The sequence below is a fragment of the Mycobacterium sp. Aquia_213 genome, assembly GCF_026625985.1.
Lineage (GTDB): Bacteria > Actinomycetota > Actinomycetes > Mycobacteriales > Mycobacteriaceae > Mycobacterium.
Genome location: NZ_CP113116.1, coordinates 3,484,932 through 3,502,881 on the forward strand (window position 1 = coordinate 3,484,932; position 17,950 = coordinate 3,502,881).

The following is a 17,950-nucleotide window of genomic DNA, read 5'->3' on the forward strand; positions in this document are numbered from 1 at the left end:
TCGGACGCTCCTTTGGTGCTCGAAGGTGCTGGCGCGGGCTGGGCGCCGCTTGATGCTAGGTCTTGCTTGCTGCCTTGCTCGCAACCGGTGCGAGTGGCACGTGGGTGGTACAGGCGCAATCACCGTTGACGATCGTCGCCAACCGCTGCACGTGAGTGCCGAGTACCTCGGCCATCGCCTCCCGCTCGGCCTCGCACAGCTCCGGGAATTCCTCGGCGACATGCGATACCGGGCAGTGGTGCTGGCAGATCTGCACGCCGTGCAGCGGCGGGCCCACCCGAGTCGTGGTGGCGACGTAGCCGGCCTTGGTCAACGCGCCGGCCAGCCGCTCGGCGGCGGCCTCGACGTCGGCGTCGTCGGCACTATCGGCGGGCTGGACATCGGCCAGGATCGTGTCGATGCGGCGCCGGGCGAACGTCTGCACCGCGCCCTGTCCGCCGATCTCGCGCAGCTGGCGCATCGCCGCGGCCGCCAGGTCGTCGTAGGCGTGGTCGAGCTTGGCCCGGCCGGCCGACGTCAACCGGAAACGCTTCGCGGGACGCCCGCGTCCGGCCTGCTGCCAGGCCGCGGCCGCCGCGGACTCCGCGTCGCCCGCTTCGATCAGCGCGTCGAGATGACGGCGCACGCCGGCGGCCGCCAGGCCCAGCCGGTCACAGATCTCACTGACGGTGATCGACCCGGATTCCAGCAGCAGCCGCACAATGGCGCGGCGGGTGTGACCATCCGGCAGCACAGCAGGAGCCGCGGCGCCGATTACGGGCGCGGCAACGGCTTCGTCAGCGGTCCGGATTTTCACAACACCAGTGTGACTCAATTCCGGAAATCGGTCTAGCAAGGCTGCCCTCAGTCGCGGGTTGTGCCGACCCCACGGCGAGCACCGGGCCGCGGCTTGTCGACATGTCGCTACGCTGCACTGATGGCAGTGCGCCACCACACGCTGAGCTCGTCGATCGCCGCCCTGCACGGCGACGAGAAGCCCGTGGGCTCACCGCTTAATGAGACCGAACTCACCGCACTTCGGCGCACCCGCCTGTTCGGCGCCACCGGAACGGTCCTGATGGGGATCGGCGCCCTGGGTGCCGGGGCCCGGCCCGTCGTGCAGGACCCCACCTTCGGCGTCCGGCTGTTGAACCTGCCGTCCCGGATCCAGACGGTGTCGCTGACCATGACCACGGTCGGGGCGGTCATGATGGCGCTCGCCTGGCTGATGCTGGGCCGATTCGCACTGGGCAAGCGGCAGATGTCGCGCGGCGAGCTGGATCGCACGCTGATGCTGTGGATGTTGCCGCTACTGATCGCACCGCCGATGTACAGCAAGGACGTCTACTCCTACCTGGCGCAGAGCCAGATCTCGCTCGAGGGTCTGGACCCCTACAAGGTCGGTCCCGCGTCCGGGCTTGGTCTCGGCCATGTGTTCACCCTGTCGGTGCCCAGCGTGTGGCGGGAGACGCCGGCGCCCTACGGTCCGTTGTTCTTGTGGATCGGCCGCGGGATCTCGGCGCTGACCGGCGAGAACATCGTCGCCGCGGTCCTCTGCCACCGCTTGGTCGTGCTGGCCGGCGTGGCGATGATCGTGTGGGCCGTGCCGCGGCTGGCCCGGCGCTGCGGCGTCGCCGAGGTGAGCGCGCTGTGGCTGGGCGTCGCCAACCCGCTGCTGCTGATGCATCTGGTCGCCGGCATCCACAACGAGGCACTGATGCTCGGGTTGATGCTGATCGGCGCCGAATTCGCGCTGCGCGGTATCGATTCGCCGCGGCTGTGGCCCACCTCGTGGCGCCACCTCGGCCCGGACTGGGAGCCGCTGGGGATGCTGCTGGCCGGCTCCATCCTGATCACCCTGTCCTCGCAGGTGAAGCTGCCCTCGCTGTTGGCGCTGGGGTTCGTGACGATGGCGCTGGCCTACCGCTGCGGCGGCAATCTGCGGGCGCTGCTGCTGGCGGGCGGCGGGATTGGCTCGTTGTCGCTGGCGGTGATGGGCCTGGTGGGCTGGGCCAGCGGACTGGGGTTCGGCTGGATGTTCACGCTCGGCACCGCCAACGTGGTGCGCAGCTGGATGTCGCCGCCGACGCTGCTGGCCCTGGCCACCGGGCAGGTGGGGATTCTGCTGGGCCTGGGCGATCACACCACCGCCGTGCTGGCACTGACCCGTTTTATCGGCGTGCTGATCATCATGGTGCTGGTCAGCTGGTTGCTGTACGCGGTGTTCCGCGGCCGGCTGCATCCGATCGGTGGCCTCGGTGTCGCGCTGGGCATCTGCGTGCTGCTGTTTCCCGTCGTGCAGCCCTGGTATCTGCTGTGGGCGATCATTCCGCTGGCCTGCTGGGCGACCCGCACCGGCTTCCGCGAGACGGTCATCGTGATCACGCTCGTCGTCGGCATCTTCGGACCGACGGCCAACGGCGACCGCTTTGCGCTGTTCCAAATCCTGGATGCCACCCTGGCCAGCGCCGCCGTGATGGCCGTGCTGGTCGCGCTGACCTACACCCGGCTGCCCTGGCGACCGCTGCAGTCCGCGCCGACCGGCAGCGGCGAAACGAACGGCGACGGGCCGCCCGGCGCCGGGGCCCCCGCGACCCCGGAGACCCCACGGGCCACCCCTAGATCCGAGTCGGCACCCGACGCCTACGCTGACTCGACGTGAGTTCGGGCCAGCATGTCCCTTTAGATGTCCCCCAAGCCCCCGAAACAGTGGTGCGGCTGCGCGGGGTGAGTAAGCAGTACGGCTCGACGACAGCTGTCTGCAATCTGGATCTCGAAGTTCGCGCCGCCGAGGTGCTGGCCCTGTTGGGCCCCAACGGCGCCGGCAAGACGACGACGGTCGAGATGTGCGAGGGCTTCGTACGCCCGGACGCCGGCACGATCGAGGTGCTGGGGCTGGACCCGGTCGCCGACAACGCCCGGCTGCGCGCGCGCATCGGGGTGATGCTGCAGGGCGGCGGCGGCTATCCGGCGGCCCGCGCCGGCGAAATGCTCAATCTGGTCGCGTCCTACGCCGCCGACCCGCTGGACCCGCAGTGGCTGCTGGCCACCTTGGGCCTGACCGATGCGGCCCGCACCACCTACCGGCGGCTTTCCGGCGGGCAACAGCAGCGGCTCGCGCTGGCCTGCGCGCTGGTCGGGCGTCCCGAACTGGTGTTCCTCGACGAGCCGACCGCCGGCATGGATGCGCATGCCCGGTTGCTGGTCTGGGAACTGATCGACGCACTGCGCCGCGATGGAGTGACGGTGGTGCTGACCACCCACCAACTCAAGGAGGCCGAGGAGCTGGCCGACCGGATCGTCATCATCGACCGTGGGGCGACGGTGGCGGAGGGCACTCCGGCGGAGTTGATGCGCTCCGGCGCGAAAGGCCAGGTGCGGTTCACCGCGCCGCCGCGACTTGACTTGTCGCTCTTGGCTTCTGCGCTGCCGGAGGACTACAAGGCCACCGAGGTGACGCCGGGCGAGTACCTGGTCGAGGGCTCGGTCGACCCGCAGGTGCTGGCGACGGTGATGGCGTGGTGCGCCCAAATCGATGTGTTGGCAACCGATGTGCGGGTCGAGCAGCGCAGCCTCGAAGATGTGTTCCTGGAGCTCACCGGCAGGAAGTTGCGGTCGTGACCGACACCAACAGCCCGGTGTTTCCGCCGGGGACCTTCACCCCCGATCCGCGTCCCAGTGCCGTGCCGAAAATGCTTTCCGCCCAATTCGGGCTGGAGCTGAAGCTGTTGCTGCGCAACGGCGAACAGCTGCTGCTGACCATGTTCATCCCGATCACACTGCTGGTCGGACTGACGCTGCTACCGTTCGGCTCGTTCGGCCACAACCGCGCCGCGACGTTCGTGCCGGCCATCATGGCGCTGGCGCTGATCTCGACGGCCTTCACCGGGCAGGCGATCGCCATCGCGTTCGACCGGCGCTACGGCGCGCTCAAACGCCTTGGCGCCACGCCACTTCCCGTCTGGGGGATCATCGCCGGCAAGTCTCTGGCCGTGATCACCGTCGTGTTCTTACAGGCAATTATCCTGGGCGCCATCGGTTTTGCGCTGGGCTGGCGCCCCTCTCCGCTGGCTCTTGTACTGGGCGCGGCGGTTATCGCGCTGGGCACCGCCGCCTTCACGGCGCTCGGCCTGCTGCTCGGCGGCACGCTGCGCGCCGAGATAGTGCTCGCGGTCGCCAACCTGATGTGGTTCGTCTTCGCCGGGTTGGGCGCGCTGACTCTCGAGACGAACATGATCCCGACGGCCGTCAAATGGGCGGCCCGGCTCACCCCGTCCGGCGCACTGACCGAGGCACTGTCGCAGGCGATGACGCTGTCGGTCGACTGGTTCGGCGTCGTCGTGCTCGCGGTGTGGGGCGCGGTGGCCGCGCTTGCCGCGCTGCGCTGGTTCCGCTTCACCTGACGATGCCGTACTACAGGCCGTAGTTTTCGTTGGCCTACGATCGGGCGGTGGCAAGACGAGTGCTGATGCGGTTGGTGGACCTGCTCCCCGACCCCAGCCTGCGCGTCCAGCGGATCATTGCCGCCACCGTGATCGTTTCTCAGGGCGGTATCGCCGTCACCGGCTCGATCGTGCGGGTCACCGCGTCGGGACTCGGTTGCCCGACCTGGCCACAGTGTTTTCCCGGCAGTTTCGTCCCGGTCGCGGTGGCGGAGGTGCCGCGGGTGCATCAGGCGGTCGAGTTCGGCAACCGGATGTTCAGCCTCGCGGTGGTGGTCACCGCGGCGCTCGCCGTGCTGGCGGTTTACCGCGCCCGCCGGCGGCCCGAGGTGCTGACCTATGCGTGGCTGATGCCGGTGTCGACGGTGGTGCAGGCGGTGATCGGTGGCATCACGGTGCGCACCGGGTTGCTGTGGTGGACCGTGGCGATTCACCTGCTGGTGTCGATGACGATGGTGTGGCTGTCGGTGCTGCTGTACGTCAAGGTCGGCGAGCCGGACGACGGCGTGGTGCACGAGCGGGTGGCCAAGCCGCTGCGCCTGCTCACCGCGCTCACCGGGGTGAACCTGGCGGTGGTACTGGTCACCGGCACGCTGGTGACCGCGGCCGGCCCGCATGCCGGAGACCGGAGCCCGAGCCGGACGGTGCCGCGGCTGAAAATCGAGATCACGACGCTGGTGCACATGCATTCGTCGCTGCTGGTCGCCTATCTCGCACTGTTGGTCGGGCTGGGCTTCGGGCTGCTCGCGGTCGGCGCGACGCGGGCGATCATGCTGCGGCTGGGCGTGCTGCTCGCCCTGGTGTGCGCCCAGGCCGCGGTCGGTACCACGCAGTACTTCACCGGCGTCCCCGCCGCCCTGGTCGCCGTCCACGTCGCGGGCGCCGCGGCCTGCACCGCCGCCACCGCGGCGCTATGGGCGTCGATGCGAGAACGGGCCGAGCCCGAGCCGCTCGCAGGCTGACTCCACGGCCAGCGCGAACTCGCGCTGGGCCAGGCCGCGGGTGTCGGGATCCAACCGCCGCCAGCCCAGCGACGGGTCCACCACATCGAGCCCGGCCACCCGGATCCCCGCGGGCCCGCCGGTGACGTCGACACGCGCGTACAGCAGCTCGCCCGTGCGGATTTCGGCGCGTTCGGCCACCGCGGCAATGGCGGCATAGCCGACGTCCCAGAACTCGAACTCCGGCTCGACCGCGTGCTTTTCGGTGAACGCATGCGACTGCTGGCCGCCGAAAAAGATCAATGCCACCGATTTTCCCGGTGCGCGGGTGCGCACCGTCGGCACACCCGCACCCTCCAGGTCACCCAGGTAGCCCGCATCGACATTCCAGGCGACCACGTTCGGTGCGTTCAGCAGATTCTTGACGCGGGTGGTCCAGCCCAGGAACTCCTCCAGCCGCCCGTCGTGGTCGTCAGTGGCGCGCAGGATCACCAGATCCGCCTCGCGGGTGCCGGGGTCATCCCAGGACAGCCAGCGCGCGTGCAGACCGCGCTGCCGCAGCGCGGCGACCAACCCCGCGTCGTCGCCGTCACCGGCGGGATGCTGGGGACATCCGGCCAGCACAATGCGGGGGTGAAAGACGTCCGGGCGGGCAAGCTTCATCCCCGGGCATGATAGCCACATGCACGCAATCCAAGTCAGTGAAACTGGCGGCCCCGAGGTCCTGCGCTACGTCGACACGTCACAACCGTCTCCGGGCCCCGGCGAGCTGCTGATCGAGGCCGAGGCCATCGGCGTCAACTTCATTGATACGTATTTCCGGTCCGGGCAATACCCGCGCGAGGTTCCGTTCGTGCTCGGTTCCGAGGTGTGCGGCACCGTGGCGGCCCTGGGCGAGGGAGTCGAGGACTTCCTTGTCGGCGACCGGGTGGCCTCCGCGGCGGCATCCGGCGCCTACGCTGAATTTGCTACCGCGCCAGTGCATTTGACTGCCAAGGTGCCCGACGGCGTCAGCTCCGAAGTGGCGGCCTCGGTGCTGTTGAAGGGCCTGACCGCGCACTACCTGCTGAAGTCGGTGTATCCGGTGCAGGCCGGCGACGCCGTGCTGGTGCACGCCGGCGCCGGCGGCGTCGGGCTGATCCTGACCCAATGGGCGCACCTGCTCGGCGTCCGGGTCATCAGCACCGTCTCGACGCCGGAGAAGGCCGAACTGTCCAAGAAGGCGGGCGCCGACGAGGTGCTGTCCTACCCCGACGACGCCGCGCAGTTCGGCCAGCGGATTCGTGAGCTCACCGGGGGTGTCGGCGTGGCGGCGGTGTACGACGGCGTCGGCGCCACCACCTTCGACGCCAGCCTGGCCAGCCTGGCCGTCCGCGGGACCCTGGCCTTGTTCGGCGCCGCCAGCGGACCCGTGCCACCGGTGGACCCCCAGCGGCTCAACGCCGCGGGCTCGGTGTTCTTGACCCGCCCGACGCTGGCCCACTTCATGCGCACCGGCCAGGAGTTCAGCTGGCGCGCCGATGAATTGTTCGAGGCGGTGGCCGGCGGCGCGATCAATATCGAAGTCGGAGGCCGCTATCCGCTGGCCGAAGCGACTCGCGCCCATACCGACCTGCAGGGCCGCAAGACCGCCGGCTCGATTGTCCTACTCCCGTAGTCGAATTCGTCAGGCCTTGGGACAGAAGATACCGAGGATCTGCTGGCAGTTGTCCTTGTTGATCAGACCCGGCGGCGGCGGTGGGGGTGGCGCCGGCGGATTGTCGCCGTCCCAAATGTTTTGCGCCACATTGCCTTGCCCGAAGTAGACGTAAAAGTAGGTGTGGCAAATGTTGTTGTCCCACACCACTGGGTTGGTGACGTGATTTCCGGTCGGCGGCAAGGGTTGCCCCGGACACCAGTGGCATGGCCCCGCCGGGTGATCGTTCGGACAGCCGGGCCAGGCATCCAGCGGTACGGGCCCGGGTTGAGCCCCGGCGATGGCCGCGGTCAGGCCGAAACCGGACAGCGCCAAACCGCCCGACAGCAACGCCGCGGCGGTCAATTTCTTGACGAAGTGGTGGTGTGCCATGGCCTCGAGTCCTTTTCTGCACCCTTTGCTGCTGAGGGTCAGTATTGGGCCGCGCCCTTTGCGCTGCCTGGGTTTTGGCTATGCGAATCAGCCGGACCCATTACATCCGCGGCGGTTTGCTACCGATCCCAACAAAAGAAAGCGATATCGAATGCGCTATCGCCGTGAAAACCCGGGCGAACGGGTCAGAGCAGCGTCGGCAACGCGATCACCGAGTCGACCGCCAGCGCGCAGAACACCACCGCGAGGTAGTTGTTCGATTGCAGGAACAGCCGCAGCGGCTTGACCGGCTCGCCGGCCCGGACCCCGGCGTACAGCTGGTGGGCCATCGCCAGGAACCAGACCCCGGCGAGCACGGCGACGGCCGCGTACAGCCAGCCGGCGGCCAGCGCCAACACCATCGTCGCCAGCACGGTCAGCCAGGTGTAGATCAGGATCTGCTTGGTCACCTGACGCTCGGTCGCCACGGCGGGCAGCATCGGGACGCCGGCCGCCTTGTAGTCGTCCTTGTACCGCATCGCCAACGCCCAGGTGTGCGGCGGCGTCCAAAAGAAGATGATCGCGAACATCGCCAGCGCCGGCCAGCCGATGGTGCCGGTGACCGCCGACCAGCCGATCATCACCGGCATGCAGCCGGCCGCGCCGCCCCAGACGACGTTTTGCGAGGTACGGCGCTTGAGCAGCAGCGTGTAGACGAACACGTAAAACGCGATGGTGGCGATCGCGAGCAGCCCCGACAGCAGGTTCGTCGTCCACCAGAGCCAGAAGAACGAGCCCACGGTGAGCACCAGCCCCAGTATCAAGGCGTTGCGCGTCGACACCGCGGCCCGCGCCAGCGGCCGGCGCGCGGTCCGCTTCATCAGCTTGTCGATGTCGGCGTCGGCCACGCAGTTGAGCGTGTTGGCCCCGCCGGCCGCCAGCATTCCGCCGACCAATGTGTTGAGGATCAGCAACGGATCGACATGGCCGCGGTGCGCCAGCAGCATCGCGGGTATCGCCGTGACCAGCAGCAGCTCAATGACCCGCGGCTTCGTCAGCGCCAGGTAAGCCAGCACCGTGCCGCGAATTCGGCTCGGCGCTCGGGTTGACTCGAAGCGCCCGCGAACGCTCACGCAATAACTCCTCGGGGTCGCAGCGGGGCGCAGGATCTACTACGCACGATGGTAGACCGCGTTGCCCCCGCGGCCAGCCTCCAGGGTCGATTCACACAGAATTTCCCGGCGGCGGCACTGATCGCAAGCTCTGCGACGCCTGGATGTCATATCCAGCGAGGGGCCGAGGAATACCCCCAATCCCGCACTGCAAACGCTGGCACTCCCGCACTAGGGTGAGAATTGATCTGCGCATGATTACGGCCACCCCAAGGACTGACGCCTGTGACCACTCTGGAAGAGATCTCCTCGCTGACCCGACCGCAGCACCCCGACGATTGGACCGACATCGACTCGGCCGCAGTCGATACCGTGCGGGTGCTGGCCGCCGATGCGGTGCAAAAGGTCGGCAACGGCCATCCCGGGACCGCGATGAGCCTGGCCCCGTTGGCCTACACGCTGTTCCAGCGCGCCATGACCCACGACCCCAGCGACCAGCACTGGCTGGGCCGCGACCGGTTCGTCCTGTCGGCCGGGCACAGCAGCCTGACCGTGTACCTGCAGCTCTACCTGGGCGGGTTCGGCCTCGAACTCTCCGACATCGAGGCGCTGCGCACCTGGGGCTCCAAGACTCCCGGTCACCCGGAGTTCCGGCACACCAAGGGTGTTGAGATCACCACCGGTCCGCTGGGCCAGGGCCTGGCGTCGTCGGTCGGGATGGCGATGGCATCGCGCTACGAGCGCGGCCTGTTCGACCCCGACGCCGCGCCCGGCGAGAGCCCGTTCGACCACTTCATCTACGTGATCGCCTCCGACGGCGACATCGAAGAGGGCGTGACCTCCGAGGCGTCGTCGCTGGCCGCGGTGCAGCAGTTGGGCAACCTGATCGTGTTCTACGACCACAACCAGATCTCGATCGAGGACGACACCAACATCGCGCTGTGCGAGAACACCGCCGCTCGGTATCGCGCCTACGGCTGGCACGTGCAAGAGGTGGAGGGCGGCGAGAACGTCGTCGGGATCGAGGAGGCCATCGCCAACGCGAAGGCCGTCACCGACAAGCCGTCGTTCATCGCGCTGCGCACCATCATCGGCTACCCGGCGCCGAACATGATGAACACCGGGAAGGTGCACGGAGCTGCCCTCGGCGAGGAAGAGGTCGCGGCGGTCAAGAAAGTTCTCGGATTCGATCCCGACAAGAACTTCGAGGTCCGCCACGACGTCATCACCCACACCCGGGGCCTGGTCGCCCGGGGCAAGGAGGCCCACGACCGCTGGCAGATCGACTTCGAAGCGTGGGCGCAACGCGAACCCGACCGCAAGGCGCTGCTGGATCGGCTGCTCGCGCAACAGCTGCCCGACGGCTGGGACGCCGATGTCCCGTACTGGGAACCCGGATCCAAGGCACTGGCCACCCGCGCCGCCTCCGGCAAGGTGCTCTCCGCCCTGGGACAGAAACTGCCCGAGCTCTGGGGCGGCTCGGCCGACCTGGCAGGCAGCAACAACACCACCATGGATGGCGTCAAATCGTTTGGGCCACCGTCGATTTCGACCGATGACTACACCGCCGAGTGGTACGGCCGCACCCTGCATTTCGGGATCCGTGAGCACGCCATGGGCGCGATCCTGTCCGGCATCGTGCTGCACGGGCCCACCCGCGCCTACGGTGGCACCTTCCTGCAGTTCTCCGACTACATGCGGGGCGCGGTGCGGTTGGCGTCACTGATGGACATCGACCCCATCTACGTGTGGACGCACGATTCGATCGGGCTCGGTGAGGACGGGCCCACCCACCAACCCATCGAGCACCTCGCGGCGCTGCGGGCCATCCCGAACCTGTCGGTGGTGCGTCCGGCGGATGCCAACGAAACCGCCTACGCGTGGCGCACGGTGCTGGCCCGCGGTTCCAGCACCGGTCCGATCGGGCTGATCCTGACCCGGCAAGGCGTCCCGGTGCTCGAGGGCACCAGCATCGAGGGTGTCGCCCGCGGCGGCTACGTGCTGAGCGATGCCACAGAAGAGGAACCCGATGTCGTCCTGATCGGCACCGGCTCCGAGGTCCAGCTTGCGGTAGAGGCCGCAAAGCTGTTGGCGGACAAGGATATTCTCGCGCGGGTCGTATCGATGCCCTGCGTGGAATGGTTCGAGTCGCAGCCGGCCGAGTACCGCGACAGCGTGCTGCCGCCGTCGGTCTCGGCGCGGGTGGCCGTCGAGGCGGGCATCGCGCAACCGTGGCACAAACTGGTCGGCGACACCGGGAAGATCGTCTCGATCGAGCACTACGGCGCATCCGCCGACGCCAAGACATTGTTCCGTGAGTTCGGCTTCACCGCGGAGGCCGTCGCTGCCGCCGCGGAAGAAGTAGTCGACAACTGAGAAAGGCTGATTCACATGACCCAGAACCCGAACCTTGCGGCCCTGGCCGCCGCGGGCGTATCCGTGTGGCTTGACGACTTGTCGCGGGAGCGGCTGAAGTCGGGCAACCTGCAGGAGCTGATCGACACCAAGAGCATCGTCGGGGTGACCACCAACCCGTCGATCTTCCAGAATGCTTTCGCCCACGGCGACTCCTACGACGGCCAAATCGCCGAGCTGGCCGAACGTGGCGCCGACGTCGATGCCACCATCCGCACCATCACCACCGACGACGTGCGCACCGCGTGCGATGTGCTGGCACCGCAGTGGGAGGCCTCCGGCGGGATCGACGGCCGGGTTTCCATCGAGGTGGACCCGCGGCTGGCCAACGAAACCGACAAGACTGTCGCGCAGGCCATCGAGCTGTGGAAGATCGTCGACCGGCCGAACCTGCTGATCAAGATCCCGGCCACCAAGGCCGGTCTGCCGGCCATCACTTCCGTGCTGGCGGAAGGGATTTCGGTCAACGTCACGCTGATCTTCTCGGTCGAGCGGCACCGTGAGGTGATCGACGCCTACCTGGCCGGCCTGGAGAAAGCCCGCGAGGCAGGACACGACCTGTCCAAGATCCACTCGGTCGCATCGTTCTTCGTCTCCCGGGTGGACACCGAAATCGACAAGCGGCTGGAGAAGATCGGTTCCGCCGAGGCCCTTGCCCTGCGCGGGCAGGCCGGCGTCGCCAACGCCCGGCTGGCCTACGCGGCGTACCAGGAGGTCTTCGAGGGCGGCGAGCGCTACCAGGCGCTGCAGGCCGACGGCGGCCGGGTGCAGCGCCCGCTGTGGGCGTCGACCGGTGTCAAGAACCCCGACTACTCCGACACCCTCTACGTCACCGAGCTGGTCGCGCCAAACACGGTGAACACCATGCCGGAGAAGACAATTGACGCTGTCGCCGACCACGGCGTGGTCACCGGTGACACGATCACCGGCACCGCCGACGCGGCCCAGCAGGTATTCGACAACGTCGCAGCGGCCGGCATCGACCTGACCGACGTGTTCGTGGTCTTGGAGAACGAGGGCGTGGAGAAGTTCATCGCGTCGTGGACCGAGTTGCTCGACGAGACGCAGAAGCAGCTGAGCTCTCTTTCCAAATGACCCCGGGCGCTGAGGGCGCGCAATGGCGTAACCCATTGCGGGACAAGGACGATAAGCGGCTGCCCAGGATGGCCGGACCGTGCGCCATGGTACTTTTCGGCGTCACCGGCGACCTGGCGCACAAAAAGGTGGTGCCCGCGGTCTACGACCTGGCCAACCGCGGGTTGCTGCCGCCGACCTTCTCGCTGGTTGGCTTCGGCCGCCGCGACTGGGATCACGACGCCTTCGCCCAGGTGATCCACGAAGACGTCAAGCAGTTCTGCCGCACCCCCTTTCGGCAGGCCATCTGGGAGCGGTTGGCCGAGGGACTGCGGTTCGTGTCGGGCGCCTTCGACGACGACGCTGCGTTCGCACGGCTGGCCGAGACGCTGGACAAGCTCGACGCCGAGCGGGGTATCGGCGGCAATCACGCGTTCTATCTGGCGATTCCGCCGAAGTCGTTCCCGGTGGTGTGTGAACAACTGCACAAATCCGGGCTGGCCCGGCCCCAAGAGGATCGATGGAGCCGGGTGGTCATCGAGAAGCCGTTCGGCCACGACCTGAAGAGCGCGTGCGATCTCAACCACGTGGTGAACTCGGTCTTTCCGGAGGAGTCGGTGTTCCGCATCGACCACTATCTGGGCAAGGAGACGGTCCAGAACATCTTGGCGTTGCGCTTCGCCAATCAACTGTGGGACCCGATCTGGAACGCGCATTACGTCGACCACGTGCAGATCACGATGGCCGAGGACATCGGGCTGGGCGGGCGCGCCGGTTACTACGACGGCATCGGGGCGGCCCGCGATGTCATCCAGAACCACCTGATGCAGCTGTTGGCGCTCACCGCGATGGAGGAGCCGGTCAGCTTCAATGCGCGCGCGTTGCAGGCCGAGAAGATCAAGGTGCTCTCGGCCACTCAACTCGCCCTGCCGATCGACCAGACCACCAGCCGCGGCCAATATGCGGCCGGCTGGCAGGGCGGCGAGCAGGTGGTGGGACTGCTTGACGAGGAAGGTTTCTCGAAGGACTCCACCACCGAAACCTTTGCGGCGATCACGCTCGAGGTGGACACCCGACGCTGGGCCGGGGTGCCGTTCTATCTGCGCACCGGAAAACGCCTGGGCCGCAGGGTGACTGAGATCGCCCTGGTCTTCAAACGTGCGCCGCATCTGCCGTTCGACGCCACCATGACCGACGAACTCGGCACCAACGCCCTGGTTATCCGGGTGCAGCCCGACGAGGGCATCACGCTGCGGTTCGGCTCCAAGGTCCCGGGCTCGATGGAAGTCCGCGATGTCAACATGGACTTCTCCTATGGCGCGGCGTTCGCCGAAGACTCCCCCGAGGCTTACGAACGGCTGATCCTGGACGTGCTGCTGGGTGAGCCGTCGCTGTTCCCGGTGAACGAGGAGGTCGAATTGGCTTGGCAGATACTCGATCCCGTCCTCGACCATTGGGCAACAGACGGAAAGCCCGACCCGTATGAGTCGGGCACCTGGGGGCCGGCGTCGGCGGATGAGATGTTGCGCCGCACCGACCGGGAATGGCGGCGGCCGTGATCGTCGATCTGCTCGACACCACCACCACCGCGGTCAACAAGAAGCTCGACGCGCTGCGCGAAGAGGCCGGCGTGGTCATGATGGGCCGGGTCGGGACGCTGATCATCAAGTCGGACAACGACACCCTGCTCGAAGAGGCCATCGAGGCGGCCAACGCCGCCAGTCACGAACACCCGAGCCGGGTCCTGGTCGTGGCGGCCGGTGATACCGACGGCCGCGATGCGCGCCTGGATGCTCAGGTCCGGGTCGGTGGTGACGCCGGTGCCGGCGAGGTCGTGGTGCTGCGGCTGTCCGGCCCGTTGGCCGGCCACTCGGCGAGCGTCGTCATTCCCTTTCTGCTTCCCGACATCCCGGTCGTGGTGTGGTGGCCCGACGTCGCCCCCGCGGTTCCCGCCCAAGACCCGTTGGGCAAGTTGGCGATTCGCCGCATCACCGATGCGACCAACACCGACGACCCGCCGTCGGTGATCAAGAGCAGGCTGCCCGGGTACACCGCCGGGGACACCGATCTGGCCTGGGCGCGGATCACCTACTGGCGGGCGTTGCTCACCTCCGCGGTCGACCAGAAGCCGCACGAGGAAATCGAATCGGCGCTGGTTTCGGGTCTGCGCACCGAACCCTCGCTCGACGTGCTGGCGGGCTGGTTGGCCAGCCGGATCGACGGGCCGGTACGCCGGGAGGTCGGCGAACTGAAGGTCGAACTGGTGCGCAAGAGCGAAACCATCACCCTGAGCAGGCCGCAGGAGGGAACGACGGCCACCCTGAGCCGGACCGGCCGACCGGATGCTCTAGTTCCGTTGGCGCGCAGGGAAACCCGCGAATGCCTGGCCGAAGACATGCGCCGCTTGGACCCCGACGAGGTCTACTTCAGCGCGCTCGAAGGAATCGATAAGGTGCAATACGCGTGAGTACAACCGTTGAAGTCTTCCCGGACAGCGACACCCTGGTCGAGGCCGCCGGCCGCCGGCTGGTCGAGACCATCCAGGCCGCCGTGGCGGCGCGCGGGCGCGCCCAGATCGTGCTGACCGGCGGCGGCAACGGCATCGGGCTGCTGAAGTATCTGCGCGCCCAGGCCGACCAGGTCGACTGGCCGAAGGTGCACCTCTTCTGGGGCGACGAGCGCTATGTTCCTTTAGCCGACGGCGAGCGCAACGAGAAACAGGCCCGCGAGGCCCTGCTCGATCACATCGACATCCCGTCGAGCAACGTGCACCCGATGGCCGCCAGCGACGGTGAATTCGGCAGCGATCTCGTCGCCGCGGCACTGGCCTACGAACAACTGCTGGCGGCCAACGCCGAACCCGGCGATCAGGTCCCGAATTTCGACGTTCACCTGCTGGGCATGGGCCCCGAGGGGCACATCAACTCGCTGTTCCCCGACACCGCGGCGGTGCGCGAGACCACCCGCATGGTGGTGTCCGTCGACGATTCCCCCAAGCCGCCGCCGCAACGAATCACCCTGACGATCCCGGCGATCCGGCGTTCCCGTGAGGTGTGGCTGATGGTGTCCGGGGCCGCCAAGGGCGATGCGGCCGCCGCCGCCATCGGTGGCGCGCCGCCCGCCGAGATCCCGGCCGCGGGGGCCGTCGGGCTCGAGACGACGCTCTGGCTGCTCGACGAGGACGCCGCCGCCAAGCTGCCCGCCGGACAGTAAGCAGGGTTTCCCAGACCGAGTTTCGATCAAAATTGCGGTAGCTCAGAGCAATTCGGCTATGACGTGTTGTGCCACGCCGGGTCCGTCGCCTGCGATATGACGACTTGACCGGTGATGCCGGTAGTAGCCCCGTAGGAGCCGCCGGTGGAGACGGTGACGGTTTCGCCAGTCCCGATGCTGAGGACGCCCCCCGAGGCGACGGGCACGCTGCCTCCGGAGTCGACCGTGAGGGTGGCGCCGGTGTTGATGGTCAGGGTGCCACTGGAGGAGACTTGGAGGGTGCCGCCCGAGTCGACGGTAATGGTGCCGGAATCGGTGAGCAGACCGGAGTCGGTCACGGTGGCGCCGGATTCGACCACCATGGAGCCACCCGAGTTGACGGTCACCGTGCCGGCATCGGTGAGGGTGGAGTTGACGTCGAGGAAACCGTTCTCGGTGAGGGTGCCGCCGTGCGCGACCGTCAGGGTTCCCCAGTCGGTGAGGGTGCCGGAATCGGTCACGGTGCCGCCGGATTGGACCGTGAGGGCGCTGCTGTCGTAAAGGGTTATGCCACCGCCAGTCTGGTCGGTGAGGGTGCCACCGGACTCGATGATGTAGGACCCATCGCCCAAGCCGTACAAGTTGCCGCCGGACTGGATGTTGATGGTGCCGTAGTCTGCGACGCCGCCGTAGCAGTTGAACGTGCCGGCGTTCTCGACGGTGAAGGTGCCGTAGTTGGAGAGGGTGGCACCGTCCTCGGTGGTGAAATAGGCGCCGAACTGGATGTCGACGGTTCCGCCGGAGTTGACGGTCATGGTGCCGGCGTTGGTGATGTTGCCACCGTAGGCCTCGATGGTGATGTGACCGGAGTCGATCAAGGTGCCCTCGGGTCTGATGGCCAGATAGCCGCCGGAGTCGACGTTCAAGGTACCGCCGTTGGTGAGGGTGCCACCGTCGAGGGACAGATAGCCGCTGGGGCTGATTTCAAGAGTGCCGTGGGGGGCGACGGTCAGGGTGCCGCCGGACTGGATCAGGGTGCCCGTGTCGGTGAGGGTGCCGCCGGATTCGACGGTGATGCTACCGCCGGTGTCGAGGGTGACAGTACCGCCGGAGTCGATGGAACCGAAAGCGCTGTTGTCGATGGTGAGAGCGCCGTAATCGGTGATGGGACCGGAGTTGGTCAGGGTGCCGGTGACTTCGACTTCGAGGGTGCCACCGGCGTTGATAGCGATGGAACCGGAATTGGTGAGAGTACCGGCGTCGGTGAGCGTGCCGCTGATGCTGAGGGTGCCGGTGTTGGTGAGCGTGCCGTTGACGGCGAGGGTGCCGGTGTTGGTGAGCATGCCGGCGTTGGTGAGCATGCCGGCGTTGAGCGGGCTGCTGGCGGCGTCGACGGTGAGGGTGCCGGCGTTGGCCAGGGTGCCGCCGGAGTCGACCGTGAGGGTGCCGCCGGAGGCTACTTCGAGGCTGCCGCCGGAGTCGACCGTGAGGGTGCCGCCGGAGGCTACTTCGATGGAGCCGCCGTTTTGGATGACGACGGCTTGGTTGGTTCCGATGGTGTAGCTGGTGGTGACTGTCATCGGGGTGTTGATGTAAGTGGTTGTGACGGGGCCATTGGTGGTGGTCGTGAGGCCGCTAGTGGTGCCGCTGAGCGTGGTGTTCGTGGCGCTTGTGGTCCCGGTACCGGTGGTGCTCCCGGTGGAGGTTGTTGGCCCAGAGGGGTCGCCCGGGGCGACCTGTATGGGGCCGCCGGAGCGGCGGCTGGCGGTGTTAGTGACGGATTGTGCCACCGCGCGGGCCTGGTCGGTCTGCCCGTTCTGGTTGGTGGTCTGCGGCGGTTGGTCGAACGACGTGAGGGTGGTCGCGGCCTGCGAAGCGCTGGCATAGCCGTACATCGCGGTGGCGTCCTGAGTCCACATCTCCATGTATTCGGCTTCGGTAGCCCCGATCGCCGGGGTGTTTTGCCCGAGGAAATTGGTGGCGATCAACGCCATTAACCGCGCGCGGTTGGCCGCGATCAGCGGCGGGGGCACGGTCATCGCATACGCCGCGTCGTAGGCCGCGGCCGCCCCGTAGGCCTGGGCGGCGGTCTGCCCGGCCGCGGCGGCACTGGCCTGCAGCCATTCCACGTAGGGGGTCACCGCGGCCGTCATCAGCTCCGAGGAAGGGCCAACCCACGCCTGTCCCGTCAGCTCCGTGACCGTCGAGGAGTAGCCGGCCACAGTGGACTCCAGCTCGGCAGCCAGTGCCTGCCAGCTGGCCGCGTTCGAGAACATCGGCGCCGACCCGGGCCCGGCATACATCAGCCCGCTGTTGACTTCCGGCGGCAGCAACCCAAAGTCCATGCCCGTTATCTTTCTTTTGCGATTGCTTTTCAGTTGAGCGCGGTGATGGGTCGGCAGGATTGCCGCCATGTATCCGGTGGAGCTGGCTGGAATCATATGAATCTAATTTGAAATCAACCTAAGATAATGCTGCAAGCGACATGTTTCAACTTGAAATTCCATGAAAGCAGCAGCGGCCGGCCAAGGATCAATCCGGGATAAAGCGATGGGCGAGCGGATGTTTCGCTTCCGCCATTTGATCTTGACGCGGAACGCTTTTCGGTGCTCGAACTCACGGCGGGCAGCCCACGATGCAATACCTGGGTGCCGCTGCTGCCCTGCTTGTCCGATTCGAAACCCGCCAGCCCGGTCGCGTACGGCCGCAACAGCTGCTGACGCCGGGGCGGTTACGGTTCCGGTTGGC

The 17,950-nt window shown here is 67.5% G+C and carries 15 protein-coding genes; 10 read left to right on the forward strand and 5 right to left on the reverse strand.

All coding sequences use genetic code 11. The features are described 5' to 3' along the window. Positions 1 to 55: 55 nt before the first annotated feature. Entirely contained in the window at positions 56 to 847 is a 792-nt protein-coding gene (locus LMQ14_RS16185) for a helix-turn-helix transcriptional regulator (RefSeq protein ID WP_267735544.1), read from the reverse strand. A 69-nt stretch (positions 848 to 916) separates the two neighbouring features. Between LMQ14_RS16185 and mptB the strand changes: the two genes are divergently transcribed. The 4 genes from mptB to LMQ14_RS16205 are packed head-to-tail and all read left to right on the forward strand — an operon-like array spanning position 917 to position 5,383. Further along, positions 917 to 2,641: a polyprenol phosphomannose-dependent alpha 1,6 mannosyltransferase MptB gene (gene mptB / locus LMQ14_RS16190; protein ID WP_267730580.1), complete on the forward strand. Its 1,725-nt coding sequence runs from the start codon at positions 917 to 919 to the stop codon at positions 2,639 to 2,641. Next, entirely contained in the window at positions 2,638 to 3,600 is a 963-nt protein-coding gene (locus LMQ14_RS16195) for an ABC transporter ATP-binding protein (protein WP_267730581.1), read from the forward strand. The genes mptB and LMQ14_RS16195 overlap by 4 nt, the downstream gene beginning before the upstream one ends. Next, positions 3,597 to 4,382 (forward strand): ABC transporter permease, encoded by a 786-nt coding sequence (locus tag LMQ14_RS16200; RefSeq protein ID WP_267730582.1) that lies wholly within the window; start codon positions 3,597 to 3,599, stop codon positions 4,380 to 4,382. The genes LMQ14_RS16195 and LMQ14_RS16200 overlap by 4 nt, the downstream gene beginning before the upstream one ends. A 29-nt stretch (positions 4,383 to 4,411) precedes the next feature. Next, positions 4,412 to 5,383: a COX15/CtaA family protein gene (locus LMQ14_RS16205; protein WP_420714524.1), complete on the forward strand. Its 972-nt coding sequence runs from the start codon at positions 4,412 to 4,414 to the stop codon at positions 5,381 to 5,383. On the opposite strand, the gene LMQ14_RS16210 is transcribed toward LMQ14_RS16205, so the two are convergent. Then, a complete protein-coding gene (locus LMQ14_RS16210; protein WP_267730583.1) occupies positions 5,333 to 6,025 on the reverse strand; it encodes a hypothetical protein in 693 nt (230 codons plus the stop codon). The genes LMQ14_RS16205 and LMQ14_RS16210 overlap by 51 nt on opposite strands. 19 nt (positions 6,026 to 6,044) lie before the next feature. Here LMQ14_RS16210 and LMQ14_RS16215 point away from each other — a divergent pair, with 19 nt between their 5' ends. After that, the gene (locus tag LMQ14_RS16215) at positions 6,045 to 7,019 is read left to right on the forward strand and encodes a quinone oxidoreductase family protein (protein ID WP_267730584.1); all 975 of its coding nucleotides are present in this window, start codon (positions 6,045 to 6,047) and stop codon (positions 7,017 to 7,019) included. 9 nt (positions 7,020 to 7,028) lie between these two features. Here the strand turns inward: LMQ14_RS16215 and LMQ14_RS16220 are convergent, their stop codons facing one another. Next, on the reverse strand, positions 7,029 to 7,430 hold the full coding sequence (locus LMQ14_RS16220; RefSeq protein ID WP_267730585.1) for a hypothetical protein: 402 nt from the start codon (positions 7,428 to 7,430) through the stop codon (positions 7,029 to 7,031). A 185-nt stretch (positions 7,431 to 7,615) separates the two neighbouring features. Beyond that, a complete protein-coding gene (locus tag LMQ14_RS16225) occupies positions 7,616 to 8,542 on the reverse strand; it encodes a heme o synthase (RefSeq protein WP_267730586.1) in 927 nt (308 codons plus the stop codon). Positions 8,543 to 8,806: 264 nt separating this feature from the next. On the opposite strand from LMQ14_RS16225, the gene tkt reads away from it, so the two are divergent. The 5 genes from tkt to pgl are packed head-to-tail and all read left to right on the forward strand — an operon-like array spanning position 8,807 to position 15,223. Then, positions 8,807 to 10,897, forward strand: coding sequence for a transketolase (gene tkt / locus LMQ14_RS16230; RefSeq protein ID WP_267730587.1), 2,091 nt, complete (start codon positions 8,807 to 8,809; stop codon positions 10,895 to 10,897). A gap of 15 nt (positions 10,898 to 10,912) precedes the next feature. Further along, on the forward strand, positions 10,913 to 12,031 hold the full coding sequence (gene tal / locus LMQ14_RS16235) for a transaldolase (protein ID WP_267730588.1): 1,119 nt from the start codon (positions 10,913 to 10,915) through the stop codon (positions 12,029 to 12,031). Further along, on the forward strand, positions 12,028 to 13,569 hold the full coding sequence (gene zwf / locus LMQ14_RS16240; RefSeq protein ID WP_267730589.1) for a glucose-6-phosphate dehydrogenase: 1,542 nt from the start codon (positions 12,028 to 12,030) through the stop codon (positions 13,567 to 13,569). The genes tal and zwf overlap by 4 nt, the downstream gene beginning before the upstream one ends. Next, on the forward strand, positions 13,566 to 14,477 hold the full coding sequence (gene opcA, locus LMQ14_RS16245) for a glucose-6-phosphate dehydrogenase assembly protein OpcA (RefSeq protein WP_267735546.1): 912 nt from the start codon (positions 13,566 to 13,568) through the stop codon (positions 14,475 to 14,477). Before zwf ends, opcA begins: the two co-directional genes overlap by 4 nt. Beyond that, the gene (gene pgl, locus LMQ14_RS16250; RefSeq protein ID WP_267730590.1) at positions 14,474 to 15,223 is read left to right on the forward strand and encodes a 6-phosphogluconolactonase; all 750 of its coding nucleotides are present in this window, start codon (positions 14,474 to 14,476) and stop codon (positions 15,221 to 15,223) included. Before opcA ends, pgl begins: the two co-directional genes overlap by 4 nt. Positions 15,224 to 15,279: 56 nt before the next feature. Here pgl and LMQ14_RS16255 read toward each other — a convergent pair whose 3' ends face one another. Next, on the reverse strand, positions 15,280 to 17,547 hold the full coding sequence (locus LMQ14_RS16255; protein ID WP_420714525.1) for a PPE family protein: 2,268 nt from the start codon (positions 17,545 to 17,547) through the stop codon (positions 15,280 to 15,282). Positions 17,548 to 17,950: the final 403 nt, after the last annotated feature.

Coding starts and splice junctions, on each gene's coding strand:
- LMQ14_RS16210 (WP_267730583.1), bottom strand. CDS start 6,025: ATGAAGCTTGCCCGCCCGGACGTCTTTCACCCCCGCATTGTGCTGGCC.
- LMQ14_RS16215 (WP_267730584.1), top strand. CDS start 6,045: ATGCACGCAATCCAAGTCAGTGAAACTGGCGGCCCCGAGGTCCTGCGC.
- LMQ14_RS16220 (WP_267730585.1), bottom strand. CDS start 7,430: ATGGCACACCACCACTTCGTCAAGAAATTGACCGCCGCGGCGTTGCTG.
- tal (WP_267730588.1), top strand. CDS start 10,913: ATGACCCAGAACCCGAACCTTGCGGCCCTGGCCGCCGCGGGCGTATCC.
- mptB (WP_267730580.1), top strand. CDS start 917: ATGGCAGTGCGCCACCACACGCTGAGCTCGTCGATCGCCGCCCTGCAC.
- zwf (WP_267730589.1), top strand. CDS start 12,028: ATGACCCCGGGCGCTGAGGGCGCGCAATGGCGTAACCCATTGCGGGAC.
- LMQ14_RS16255 (WP_420714525.1), bottom strand. CDS start 17,547: ATGGACTTTGGGTTGCTGCCGCCGGAAGTCAACAGCGGGCTGATGTAT.